The organism is Dolichospermum sp. FACHB-1091, assembly GCF_014697585.1.
Taxonomy (GTDB): Bacteria; Cyanobacteriota; Cyanobacteriia; order Cyanobacteriales; family Nostocaceae; genus Dolichospermum.
This window is the reverse complement of record NZ_JACJSB010000033.1, coordinates 36,781-48,387: the sequence shown is the minus strand read 5'-3', so window position 1 is coordinate 48,387 and position 11,607 is coordinate 36,781. Positions and strand designations below refer to the sequence as shown.

The following is an 11,607-nucleotide window of genomic DNA, read 5'->3' as shown; positions in this document are numbered from 1 at the left end:
ACAACAAGGATGAATTTATTTCCTTGCAAAAGTCTGTCCAGTTTGGAGCGCAGACCTTTTCTTTTGAAGTTGAGTCCTGAGCCAATATCTTTGATGATTTCTGCGTCTGGGTACAGGGATTGCATATAGGCGATTTGTCTATCAAGGTCATCTCGCTGTTTTGAGGAACTAACCCGGCAGTAGCAAATAGTGGGAGTTCTAATTGAATCGCCCGTGATGTATGATTCGACATCGTATAATCTTTGTCCTGCCGGGTTTTTAATGCTTTTGATTTTCCCCTCATCTACATATCTCCTCAAGGTGTTTGGATGCAATCCCAGAAATTCGACCGCTTTTCTAAGTGGTATGTATGCCATAAGAAAAGCATAGCATTAGTTAGTATTAGTTGGCAAATATTTAACTAGCTAAACTCCTTTCAGAAAAGGGGAAAAGGGAAAGAAAAATCTTTCTCCTGACCCCTGTATTTAAAATCTTTCCGTATCTTGAGGAGTTCCCACAGCCCCAGGTTGAGATAAAAAGAAATTTTGAGCGGATTCATTTTGATATATACATCTAATATCAGGCTTTTCACTATTTAAGTCCCCTGTAAAGCCAAAGGTATTCAAACGGTTTTTACATTCCCTGACCTGATCTGAAGTCACAAGTTTTTTATTTTCCAAAATTGCCCAGTTATTTTGACGAATTACACATCCAGGGCGGATATTAGGCTGGGCAACATAGACATTAAAGGGATTAAGAGTGACAAATAATCTAGCATCCATCACCATTGCACTAGCTCCATATTGGACGCAGATCTCAGGATTGGGCGCTCTGGTGTCAATGAACTCACGGGAAGCCACATTTGACGAACTCAATGTAGTTGTAGAACTAAACGCAATCCCAATTCCAATTCCCAAAATCAGCACCCCTCCAAAAATAGCAATGCTGGTGAAGTTAAAGATCGGAGATTGGAAAATAGAGGCTTTAGGGGTATTATTTGGTCTATTATTAAAAGATTTACGTCTCATTTTCGCTACTTGTCAAAACATGGTGGCATGGCTGCGGGAGTTGTCTCTTTCACGGGCTGTCAATTTCAGATGAAAGGATGAAAGTTGGACTGTAAAAGTATTGTACCGTTCTGTCTTCTGTGTGTCCACAATCAGGACATAGATAAATGTGGTTTTTTAATGGCATTTTGTGACGATGACTACCACGATTATAACATATCTGTGAGCTAGGGAAAAATTTATTAACCAGGATTAATTTACTTGCGAACTTTTGACTTTTATATTCCAATTGTCTTTTTTTCTAAGTCCCATGATAAGATTTCCCATAAAAAGACTGACCACAACCAAGTAAAGTTGGATAATTTGCTAGAATTACGCATTGATTTTAGGAGTCTGGTTAATGACAACAATCTTAGAAATAAGTAGTATAAATATACTTTTGCTACAAATATCACAAATAACATCACCTAGTGAAGCAGTCAGTAGTCAAGTTGATTTAGTTCAAGGAATCATAGAGGCATTTATTTTAGGTATTGTCCAAGGAATTACAGAGTTTTTACCAATTAGTAGTACAGCACATTTAATAATTTTTACAAAAGTATTTGGTTGGAAAGAACTTGGTGATAAAGATTTTGTTGATGCTATTCAATTTGGTAGTGTAATTGCTATTTTATGGTATTTTTGGTCTGTGATTTCTAGTTTAGTTAAAGGTGCAATTAAAGCTTTTAAAAATAAAGACTGGGAAAGGGAAGATTGGAAAATTGTTGTGGGAATTGCTGCGGGGACAATTCCAGCTTTAACAATTGGTTTTGTTTTCAAAGATGTAATTCCAGAAAGTTCCTTAATTATTGCGATCATGTCAATTATTATGGCATTTTTACTGGGTTTAGCCGAAAAAATTGGCACTCGGAAACGGGGTTTTGATGCTTTAGAAATTCGAGATGGGATTTTGGTAGGGTTGGGACAAACTTTAGCTTTAGTTCCCGGAGTTTCTCGTTCTGGTTCAACCTTAACCACAAGCTTATTTTTAGGGTTAAAAAGGGAAGCAGCAGCGAAATTTTCATTTTTATTAGGATTTCCAACTTTGACAATTGCGACTTTGTACAAAAGTTTGAAAATATTGAAAATGTTTCAAGCTCATGAGTTACCAGATAATATTGTGATTTTGTTAATTATTGGTATCATTTCTACCTTTATTTTCTCTTATTTATCAATTGCCTTTTTAATCAAATACTTACAAACTAAAAATACCTTGGTTTTTGTTTGGTATAGATTGGCTTTTGGTATTTCCATCTTATTAGCCATTGCCGCAGGTTGGCCAGGATAACTCTGTTATAATATTGACGGTAGTTGGGAATTGGGTATTAAATTTTAGATTTTACTTGTCTTAAATTAATTTCTACTCCCTTACTATGAGAATAATATAGATTTAGTCAATAAAATATCGCTAAATCGGAAATCTAAGGGACAACAAACAACTGACCACTGACAACTGACCACTGACTCATGACTACTATTCAACCTGCTAAAATTACTAAGGTGCTTCCTGACTCAATTGCTGAAGAAATTGGCTTTGAGGTTGGTGATATGATTGTTAGTATTAATGGCACAAAACCCCGTGATTTAATTGATTATCAGTTTTTGTGCGCTGAGGAAATTCTTGAATTAGAAGTTTTAGATACGACAGGGAAAACCCATTATGTAGAAATTGAAAAAGATTATGATGATGATTTAGGTGTAGAATTTGCCACAGCTTTATTTGATAGTTTAATTCAGTGTAATAACCGTTGTCCTTTTTGCTTTATTGATCAACAACCACCGGGTAAACGCACCAGCTTATATTTAAAAGATGATGATTATAGATTAAGCTTTCTCTATGGTTCTTATCTGACTTTAACGAACTTAACCGCTAAAGAATGGCAAAGAATTGAACAAATGCGATTATCACCTCTATATGTTTCTGTACATTCCACAGAACCGGAGGTAAGAATTAGACTTTTAAAAAACCATCGCGCAGGTGAAATTTTATCACAAATTCGCTGGTTTCAAGAACGAAGATTACAAATTCATGCCCAAGTCGTTGTTTGTCCGGGTATAAATGACGGTGAACATCTCGAAAAGACCTTAAAAGACCTCACATCTTTTTATACTGGAGAATTACCAACGGTAGCATCAGTAGCAGTTGTTCCCGTGGGTTTAACGCGGTTTCGTCCCCAAGAAGATGAATTAATCCCTGTAACGCGGGAAAAAGCGCGGGAGGTAATTTGTCAAGTTAAATTACTAGCTGCGGAATTTCGCCAAAAATATGCCTCTAGTGTGGTATGGTTAGCTGATGAATGGTTTTTAATTGCGGGAGAAGAATTACCTACGGAAGCTGAATATGAAGAATACCCCCAAATTGATAATGGTGTGGGTTCAATTCGCTTATTTATTAAACAATTTACCGAAACTGCAAAAATACTATTACCACCGAAAATTACACACCGACGTAGATTAACTTGGGTCGTCGGTAATGCGGTGGAAACAGCATTTAAACCACTATTACAGCAATTAAACACTGTAGAAGGTTTAGAGGTAAATATGCAGCCTTTGTGTAGTGATTATTGGGGTCAAAGTATCAGTGTGACTGGTTTATTAACAGGACATGATTTACTGTTAAATCTCAAAGGACAAGATTTAGGAGAGGGAATTTTGTTACCTAGGGTTATGCTTAAACACGGGGAACTAGTATTTCTAGATGATATGACGGTTGAAGAAGTATCTCAACAATTAAATGTCAGCATTTTCCCTGTGTCAGGAGTGGAGGAATTAATTAAAACTTGTATTCGTCAGTAATAAATTTGGACTTTTCAATAAATTAGACATCTGGTGAAAATTAAAATTAAATGTGCTAAATATGGGGTTTCTACAATCTTTACTCTATCTCCAGATGTCTATTCTAGATCACCTTAAAAAAAATCACCCCTTTCACTATTTGAGTTTGACCGTCTGTTAAAGTTATTTGAAGATAAAGTGTTTCTCTTGTCACTTCCTCTTGGTCAGTAATAATTATTTCTTTTGTTTGTAAACAATCTTCCCAGTCCAATTCTAACCCTTTACATATTCTTTTAAAGGATTCAACTGAAATTGGTTTACCCTGAAAAAACTTGGTGACAGTAGTTCTAGATGAATGATATTTAGCAAAATTAGATTTTGATTCAAATCCTAGCCTAATTAAAGCCGTTTCGGCCTTCTTTAGTCCTTCATAAGAAGCTGTAACGACAATTCTTTTCTTTTTTTTATCATTGTCAGGGCTTCTCATCACCTAAAAAATATATACAGCACGTTCAGCTTGAGTGCGGTAGAGCATTGGTAGGTAAGATACGCGCACTACAAGAATTTTATCATTAATATCTGTATTTTGTGAATATCAGTAACTACTGTAGTTTGCAGGTCATTTTTGAATGAAACTATTGCAAAACGGGTATCTTATCTCTCCAAGTTGTCTAAAACGAATGCACAAATACTGGCAACGTTATTTATTTATTTTCCCATAAGTTAATCATAAAATAAGCAAAAGATAGTCATTACTTACACAGGAGTTGAAATTTCTAGATTTACAATGAAATAAGTAAATCTAGGTGTAATAACTACTTTATGTTAAGAATTTTTTCAACCCACAGGCTTTTCGGATTTCTACTCACTGGTTTAATGATTACCTCCTGTGGTGGAGGTACATCAAGTAATACCCCCACATCTAGTGGAGGGGGTAATACATCAGATAGAGGGGTAGTTACACCCCCTACTACCCCTCCATCTTTGACTGTTAGTGTTCCCTCACTGGGAACAAGTTATACAGTTACTAAAAGTACAACTTCTGCAGATATCAATAGAGCGGCTACGGAGGGAGCAGGGGAGTGTGTAAACAGATATGGTAACAGTCAAAGAAATACTACCTGTCAAGCTGAAGTACGAGCAGCAGCTAGTCAAGCACGTGCTTTTATCAGAAGTTAAAGTGAAACATAAATAGGACTTACGTAAAAACAAAAGTAGGGGTAATTTATGAATTACTCTTATGCAATATTTAGAGTAGTAGGTTGGGTAGAGCGACAGCGAAACCCAACATTTCCAAAAATAACTTCAACCAAGTTTGCGAAAAACAAAAATAAGATTAATAAGCGCACCACAAAATTTTTATCACTAATCTCTGTATATCAATAGGACTTACGCACAAGTCACGGAATAATGAACCACGAAGGAACGAAGAGAACGAAGAAAAGAGGGTTTGAGAGATATTTTGCGTAAGTCCTGATCAAAATATCGTTAACCGCTGTAACTACATAACCTGCAAAATGATAAATGAAAAAAATAAATATTTTTCCTCACATATCATTACTAGAGCGCTATTTAATCTCAGAAATCATCCCGATTTTACTATTTACCATCGTTATTGTTACTGTTGTTGCGGAATCAATCGGTATATCATTCGAGCAATTTAGTTTTCTCCTGACGGAACAAATATCTTTGGGTACTTTAATATATTTACACATTCTTAAACTACCTGAATTTATTGTTTTTGCTGTACCAATTGCTATTTTAATGACCACAATATTCGTTTATGATAAATTATCAAGTACCAGGGAAATTATTGCTTTACAAAGTTGTGGAATAAGTTTATATAAGTTAATATATCCAGCTATTAATCTCAGTCTTATTCTCTCATTAATCCTATTTATTGTTAATGAATTTATTGTTCCTGTCTCTAACTATCAAGCTGCTATTACTTTAGAAAAAGCGATGAATATAAATAGATGGGATATTAAAAATAATGACATTGTTTATAAGGAATTAGCTAACAGGAATCATGAACAAATATCAGATGAAAATAATTATCTTAAATACTTCTTTTACGCGGAAAGATTTAGCAATGGAAAAATGAAAGAAGTTACCTTATTAATTAGAGATACCCAAGGATTAAAGGTAATTATAAAATCTAAATTTGCTGAATGGAATCAAAGAGAAAAATATTGGTATTTCTATGACGGTATCAAGAGTATAATTAATCCAGATGGTTCTTATGGTCAGGGAATTAAATTTGATAAAATTCCTCTTGATCTTTCTCATATATCTTCACAATTTCAACTCGATAGGGAAAAATTAGATGACAGAGAAATGAATATATTACAAATTTATCAACGATTGTTAGTTGCGAAAAAAGCCGGGAATATTCCGAATATAATCAAATTACAAGTTAATTTTCAAAAAAGATTTACCCTACCATCTTCCTGTGCTGTATTGGCTTTCTTGGGTGCAGCTATAGGAATTAATTTACAACCAAGAATTAAATATAATAGTTTGACAATTACTTTAGTAATTCTCTGGTTAATAAAAATATTTGAGGCGATTATTCATGCTTTGATTATATCAGAAAATATCTCAATTTATGTAATGTGGCTACCAAATATTTTGGCTACAGTTTTTGGCTTCTATATATTAATTAAAAAAATTTAGGTAATGGGTAATAGGTAATGGGTAATTGGTAATAAAATCCCGTTTTCATCCTGTTTATCCTTTAATCCTGGACATCCTGATTCTGACGTTGTGCCTAACTAAGTAGGTGAACGGAAAAAAACCGACATAAGTAACGAAAAGTAAAGTTGCCCGAAACCTCTTTTCTGTTCCCTGTTCCCTGTTCCCTGTTCCCTTGTCATAAGAATTTCTAACGCCAACCTACTTAGCAACTTACGTTATTAGGATCAATCCCCTGAGATCGCAAATAAGCTATTAGCCGTTCCTTTTCCTGACGTTCCTGTTCAGCCCGTTGGTGTTCCTGTTCAGCCCGTTGGTGTTCCTGTTCTGCTCGTTGACGTTCCTGTTCAGCCCGTTGGTGTTCCTGTTCAGCCCGTTGACGTTCCTGTTCAATCAATTCTACAGCCCAAGGTAACAAATTACCTGTTTTATCCCACCATCGCAACCAATAGCCAGTACGACCTTCCTTTGCACCTCTCCATGTTCCTAAAAATAGTCCCATGGTATCAACCCAATGACGACCATTCTCATCTGGTTGCTTTAATTCATAACGTCCATTTTCCAATTGATAATATTCTAATAATCCCCCCTCTGGCTCAAAAATTATATAAGTGGTGATTTGTAAAATTTGTTCATAAAAAAACCATTTTCCCGGTGGATAGGTACGTTTAACTGAATATTCCCCACCGTCTTGATCTGATAAAAACTCTATTACTATTGCCGGTACATCCCCTTCTAAGTTGGGTGTATAACTTTTCCTTTCTGGTAATATCTCTTTCACTGAAGGTATGTATACCCAATCTGGCGCTTTAGCCACAAATTGCCCATTTAATGTGGCACATAGCCCAAAATTAGCCGCAATTAACATCTGTGGTTGTATAAATCCACTGATTTCTAAACTTTCACGTAAAGCCCCCGCTAAAAGTGGTTGTCCTGTATTTTCCACTGGTTCGTCCTCTAACTGAAAATCATCGGGTAAGGCTTCCCAGGAGATGACCAGTCCAGTCTGTGATTTAATTTCACTGAGTAGGGTTGCCATAAGTGCCATAAAGGTTGATTTATTCTGATTTTATCAGATGATATGATTCTTAAAGAAGAATATTGATTAATTAAATATCTGTTGAATGCCAGTATTTTCCCTGTAGCGGGAGTAGAGGAATTAATCAAGACTTATTATATTCAACTATTCAACAGATGATTCACGGCCTAAAACCATCCTTCTTGTTCGAGGGTTTCGATTAATTGCAAACCGCGAGGATCTCCTACCCCCAGAAGCGCGGCTTTAGTGTCTTCTCTCACTCCTAAGTCTTTGTCTTCAGCAAAAGCTTGAATTAGCGCGTCTATGGCTGTAGCATAGACGACATTAGAAGGTAGTTCTTTACAAAGCTGGCCGATTGTCCAAGCGGAGTTACTACGCACAGCAGCTACAGGGTCTTTAACCAAGGCTTCAATCAGGGCAGGAATAGCACCTACAATGGCTTCATAACCTACTTCTGTCATCTGTGCTAGGGCGCTGGCTGACCAGAGACGAACTGCGGAAATATCGGTTCTGAGGGCATCTGTGAGGGGTGCTAAGGAACGAAAATCACGACAGTTTCCTAAAGCCCATACTACTCCTTTGCGAACATAACCGTTCCAATCGCGGTTGAGTTGGGTAATTAATGGTGCTACGGCTTCCGAGGACGGGTTGCGGCCGATACCATAAGCGGCACTGACTCGCACTAGAGGACAGTTATCTGTTAATAGATGGATGAGATGGGGTGTAGCTCGTTGATCCTGAAGATCGCAAAAAGCACGCGCTGCTAACATCCGTTGTTGGGGCTGGGGATTTTTCAGGAGTACCAGCATTAATTCTACATCAGGTTTTTCTACTTCTGATTCATTAAGTGGTTCTATTTGGTCTAGGGGGGTAATAAGCTCCCCTTCGGTATCAAGTAGGCTTAGTTCGTATTCGTCGTACATAATGATTCCACTGTAACCCCTATTCCTGGATGCTGGTAATTCATGAATTACTAATTGTCAATTGTCAATTGTTAATTGTCAATTCTCACGCGACTGAAGTGATTTTACCATCCAGAGGGATTGTTCTTGATAACCGAGTTGATGATAAAGATCTAATGCGGGTGTGTTTGTTTGAAATACTTGTAGTCCGATTTGTCCGTATCCCCTTTGTTTAGCCCAATTTTCTATATAATTCATTAATGCTTTGCCAATACCTCTATGGCGATATTCTGGCATCACATAGAGAAGAAAAATATGGGGATGGCGATCGCCCCTGACCTGATCTATAGCATTTCCCACCCAAAGACAGCCTATGGGTGATTGGTGCTGATTTTTTGTTTCCTGTTCGTCATATACCCACCATAAAGGGGTATCACGGGAGAAATATTGTTCAACGGTACGGGTTAGGTGAGAAAAGTTTTGATTGGGAAATTGTTCTTGGTAAGTCCGCTCCATGAATTTTACCAAGAGGGCTTGATCTACAGTAGAACCTTGCTCAATAGCATAGCCTGGGAGTAAATTCAAAATAGACTGATTCCCCAATTACTTACTTAATTATGATCCCAATAGGTGCGGGGGCTGCCATGTCCGATGGTAAAAAGATTCGGGCGCTGACCGCGACTAAAGCAAAGGTAAAAATCAAGACTGCAATCAAAGGGGCGATATATTGACGTATAAAGGCCATGGTGTTTTGAATAAATAGGAACTATCTTGATTTTAGCAATTATTCCAATTTGGTGAAGGCTGGCTAGGATTCCTGATTTTGGTCTAATTCATCTAAGACCTTTTCACAATACCAATTTTCTGGCATTCCGGGAACATTTTCTTTAGCTTGTTGAATGAGTCTTTCCGCAGCAGCCACATCTCCAGATAATCTAGCAATTAGGCGATTTTTTAAGTAATTGCTGGTAAATTCTGCGTCTGGTTGCTTGGGTATGGTGGGAGTGACTGTTTTTTGGGTTTCTCTTCGTAATTGCCAAAATAAGACGTAATAGAGCGCACCAAAAATCAAGATCAGGCTAATTGTTCCTAGTAGTGTGAGGAAATTAAAAGCCAGATTTTGCAGAACTAATTGTGAGATCACATAGCCCAGTAATAAACCCGTGACTATGAGAACAAATGTACCAGCAATAATAATTACTTGAGGTCCCATATATCTTCTTCTTCTAGTCCTGGTCTGTTAATTGCTAACGGTTTGGGATTCCAAGGGGCAACCATCGGTAATAGTAGCAAACCAGGTAACGCTGCCACAAGAGAGAGCAAGAAAAATGTCGGCCAACCTCTGGCTGTAGCCCAACTGCCGGCGGAGGCGGAAAGTACCTCTCGACTAATGGCCATGAGGCTGGAGAATAACGCAAACTGGGTGGTTGTGAATCGGTGGTTACAGAGACGCATTAAAAAGGCGACTGTAGCGACTGTGACTAATCCAGTAGAGAAGTTTTCGATGTTTACGGCGATGACTAACAGAGAATAATCTTTTCTGTGAGCTACTGCTAAGGCATAATAACCTAAGTTACTCAATAATTGCAGCGCCCCAAATACCCACAAACTGCGATTTAAGTTAATTTTGGTTATGATCACACCCCCAGCTAATACGCCGACGGTGGTGGCGAGAAATCCCATTCCCGCTTGGATTGCGCCTATCTCGGTTTTGGTAAAGTCTATTTCTCTCAGAAATAAGTTGGCTGTAATGCTGACGAGGGAATCACCTAGTTTATAGAGGAGAATAAAAACTAGTGTTAAACTGGCTTGTTTGATGCCAAAGCGGTGGAAAAATTCTTTAAAGGGCAGGAAAATAGCTGTTTGTAAGTTTTGAGGGGGACTATCTTCTTGAACTTCGCCCAGGAGAGAGTCTGGTAATAATAATGATGCTATGATCCAAGCGACTAATAATCCTGCTAGTAACCAATAAAATACAGGTAGGGGAATGAAGCCCACAAAAACGCCGGCAATTAACCCTGCTACTAGTAAAGTGATCAAGACTATAAAAATCACGTCTTCCCTGGAAATGGGCGCTAGTTGTGTTTTGTCTTGCAGTTTGTATTCTGCGGGTGACCACAAGGTAGTAAATATACTGCCCGCCATAATTACTGCCATGAGCAAATATACTAGATTCCAAGGGAGATAATCTGCTAAAACTAAGGACAGGGAACTGGTAATAAATAGGGCGATCCGGTAGCCTAATACCCACACAGATGTACCTAGTTGCGCCTCTAGGGGGTTTAAAATGTCGGTACGGTAGGCATCCCCAGCGATGTCCTGAGTGGCACTGAGGAAGGTAATAATCAGGCAGTTGATGGCGAGGATTTGTAATATCTGGTCGTTTTGGGCTGGTTGTTGAATGGCAAGGGTAGCGATCGCTAATACTAACCCAATTTGGGTGATAATTAACCATCCTCTTCTTCCATCTAAGAATGGTGGTGTAAATCTATCTAATAGCGGCGACCACAGGAATTTTAAGGAATAAGGTAAACCTAATAAGCCAAATAAGGTAATGCTGGCAATATCAACTTTAGCATCTTGCATCCATAGTTGTAGGGTTCTACTGGTAAGAAATAGGGGCAGACCTGATGCAAAGCCTAGTAATAGTAGAGCAACCATTTTCTGGCTTTGGAAGGCCTGTCGCAGTGCTTGAATTTCTTTCATAGAGATGATCTTGCTATGCCGGCTAAAGAAAGTAAAATCATGATTTTACTTTCTTTGTGGACAGTTCAATTAGATCTTCAATTTTCTTAATATTCTGATCTCCTGCTAGGTAGCCAATACCTCTATGTAAGTGTAAGCGAAATTGGGTAATTAGGGTCTCTCTATCTGTATCTAAACCGTCGTTGTAACACCGTTGTTTGAGTGCTAACAGCAGAATATCCGCTATTTCTCCCCCAAAAACCCGCCATGTCATCTCCACGTTGCTATCTTGGGGAATAGGTACGGGTGACGGCGCTGCGGGTTCTGCAAGGGAACGACAAAAAGCCCACCGACATAATATGTTCCATTGTTCGATTTTGGTGCTGCGTTTGAGTTTGAGTAGTTGTTCTTTGGCTGTTTGGGAAAGTTTGATTCTTTCTATTGGTGATTCCATGATTTTGGTAAAAAATATGAATTGAGTTTCGCG

General features: G+C 37.9%; 16 protein-coding genes. 5 read left to right on the top strand and 11 right to left on the bottom strand.

Annotated features, from left to right (window positions below; translation table 11 throughout):
* Together H6G25_RS18030 and H6G25_RS18025 are read right to left on the bottom strand one after the other, a co-directional pair.
* Positions 1-356: recombinase family protein (locus H6G25_RS18030; protein ID WP_190393679.1), on the bottom strand; the 356-nt coding region annotated here is incomplete at its 3' end.
* A gap of 108 nt (positions 357-464) precedes the next feature.
* Complete coding sequence (locus H6G25_RS18025; protein WP_347239217.1) at positions 465-923, bottom strand: DUF3172 domain-containing protein; 459 nt, start codon at positions 921-923, stop codon at positions 465-467.
* Between the two features lie 4 nt (positions 924-927).
* Here H6G25_RS18025 and H6G25_RS21655 point away from each other — a divergent pair, with 4 nt between their 5' ends.
* Complete coding sequence (locus H6G25_RS21655) at positions 928-1,080, top strand: hypothetical protein (RefSeq protein WP_347239218.1); 153 nt, start codon at positions 928-930, stop codon at positions 1,078-1,080.
* Here H6G25_RS21655 and H6G25_RS18020 read toward each other — a convergent pair.
* Positions 1,057-1,275, bottom strand: a complete 219-nt coding sequence (locus H6G25_RS18020; RefSeq protein WP_242035016.1) for a transposase — start codon at positions 1,273-1,275, stop codon at positions 1,057-1,059. The genes H6G25_RS21655 and H6G25_RS18020 overlap by 24 nt on opposite strands.
* A 111-nt stretch (positions 1,276-1,386) precedes the next feature.
* On the opposite strand from H6G25_RS18020, the gene H6G25_RS18015 reads away from it, so the two are divergent.
* Together H6G25_RS18015 and H6G25_RS18010 are read left to right on the top strand one after the other, a co-directional pair.
* On the top strand, positions 1,387-2,313 hold the full coding sequence (locus tag H6G25_RS18015) for an undecaprenyl-diphosphate phosphatase (RefSeq protein WP_190393677.1): 927 nt from the start codon (positions 1,387-1,389) through the stop codon (positions 2,311-2,313).
* A 179-nt stretch (positions 2,314-2,492) separates the two neighbouring features.
* Positions 2,493-3,821 (top strand): TIGR03279 family radical SAM protein, encoded by a 1,329-nt coding sequence (locus H6G25_RS18010; protein WP_190393676.1) that lies wholly within the window; start codon positions 2,493-2,495, stop codon positions 3,819-3,821.
* Between the two features lie 103 nt (positions 3,822-3,924).
* Here the strand turns inward: H6G25_RS18010 and H6G25_RS18005 are convergent, their stop codons facing one another.
* A complete protein-coding gene (locus tag H6G25_RS18005) occupies positions 3,925-4,287 on the bottom strand; it encodes a hypothetical protein (protein WP_190393675.1) in 363 nt (120 codons plus the stop codon).
* 335 nt (positions 4,288-4,622) lie between these two features.
* On the opposite strand from H6G25_RS18005, the gene H6G25_RS18000 reads away from it, so the two are divergent.
* Positions 4,623-4,979, top strand: a complete 357-nt coding sequence (locus H6G25_RS18000) for a hypothetical protein (protein WP_190393674.1) — start codon at positions 4,623-4,625, stop codon at positions 4,977-4,979.
* A gap of 345 nt (positions 4,980-5,324) precedes the next feature.
* A complete protein-coding gene (locus H6G25_RS17995) occupies positions 5,325-6,476 on the top strand; it encodes an LptF/LptG family permease (protein ID WP_190393673.1) in 1,152 nt (383 codons plus the stop codon).
* Positions 6,477-6,699: 223 nt separating this feature from the next.
* Here the strand turns inward: H6G25_RS17995 and H6G25_RS17990 are convergent, their stop codons facing one another.
* The 7 genes from H6G25_RS17990 to dndE form a co-directional block, all read right to left on the bottom strand.
* On the bottom strand, positions 6,700-7,533 hold the full coding sequence (locus H6G25_RS17990; protein ID WP_190393672.1) for a Uma2 family endonuclease: 834 nt from the start codon (positions 7,531-7,533) through the stop codon (positions 6,700-6,702).
* Positions 7,534-7,700: 167 nt separating this feature from the next.
* Entirely contained in the window at positions 7,701-8,456 is a 756-nt protein-coding gene (locus H6G25_RS17985) for a HEAT repeat domain-containing protein (protein WP_190393671.1), read from the bottom strand.
* Positions 8,457-8,534: 78 nt separating this feature from the next.
* Positions 8,535-9,020 (bottom strand): GNAT family N-acetyltransferase, encoded by a 486-nt coding sequence (locus H6G25_RS17980; protein ID WP_242035015.1) that lies wholly within the window; start codon positions 9,018-9,020, stop codon positions 8,535-8,537.
* Positions 9,021-9,042: 22 nt separating this feature from the next.
* Positions 9,043-9,180, bottom strand: coding sequence for a hypothetical protein (locus H6G25_RS20940; protein WP_206754782.1), 138 nt, complete (start codon positions 9,178-9,180; stop codon positions 9,043-9,045).
* A 63-nt stretch (positions 9,181-9,243) separates the two neighbouring features.
* Positions 9,244-9,648, bottom strand: a complete 405-nt coding sequence (locus H6G25_RS17975; RefSeq protein ID WP_190393670.1) for an ABC transporter permease — start codon at positions 9,646-9,648, stop codon at positions 9,244-9,246.
* Positions 9,633-11,141, bottom strand: a complete 1,509-nt coding sequence (locus H6G25_RS17970; RefSeq protein ID WP_190393669.1) for an AmpG family muropeptide MFS transporter — start codon at positions 11,139-11,141, stop codon at positions 9,633-9,635. The genes H6G25_RS17975 and H6G25_RS17970 overlap by 16 nt, the downstream gene beginning before the upstream one ends.
* Positions 11,142-11,178: 37 nt before the next feature.
* Positions 11,179-11,574, bottom strand: a complete 396-nt coding sequence (dndE, locus tag H6G25_RS17965; protein WP_190393668.1) for a DNA sulfur modification protein DndE — start codon at positions 11,572-11,574, stop codon at positions 11,179-11,181.
* Positions 11,575-11,607: the final 33 nt, after the last annotated feature.

Coding starts and splice junctions, on each gene's coding strand:
- H6G25_RS18015 (WP_190393677.1), top strand. CDS start 1,387: ATGACAACAATCTTAGAAATAAGTAGTATAAATATACTTTTGCTACAA.
- H6G25_RS18010 (WP_190393676.1), top strand. CDS start 2,493: ATGACTACTATTCAACCTGCTAAAATTACTAAGGTGCTTCCTGACTCA.
- H6G25_RS18005 (WP_190393675.1), bottom strand. CDS start 4,287: ATGAGAAGCCCTGACAATGATAAAAAAAAGAAAAGAATTGTCGTTACA.
- H6G25_RS18000 (WP_190393674.1), top strand. CDS start 4,623: ATGTTAAGAATTTTTTCAACCCACAGGCTTTTCGGATTTCTACTCACT.
- H6G25_RS17995 (WP_190393673.1), top strand. CDS start 5,325: ATGAAAAAAATAAATATTTTTCCTCACATATCATTACTAGAGCGCTAT.
- H6G25_RS17990 (WP_190393672.1), bottom strand. CDS start 7,533: ATGGCAACCCTACTCAGTGAAATTAAATCACAGACTGGACTGGTCATC.
- H6G25_RS17985 (WP_190393671.1), bottom strand. CDS start 8,456: ATGTACGACGAATACGAACTAAGCCTACTTGATACCGAAGGGGAGCTT.
- H6G25_RS20940 (WP_206754782.1), bottom strand. CDS start 9,180: ATGGCCTTTATACGTCAATATATCGCCCCTTTGATTGCAGTCTTGATT.
- H6G25_RS17975 (WP_190393670.1), bottom strand. CDS start 9,648: ATGGGACCTCAAGTAATTATTATTGCTGGTACATTTGTTCTCATAGTC.
- H6G25_RS17970 (WP_190393669.1), bottom strand. CDS start 11,141: ATGAAAGAAATTCAAGCACTGCGACAGGCCTTCCAAAGCCAGAAAATG.
- dndE (WP_190393668.1), bottom strand. CDS start 11,574: ATGGAATCACCAATAGAAAGAATCAAACTTTCCCAAACAGCCAAAGAA.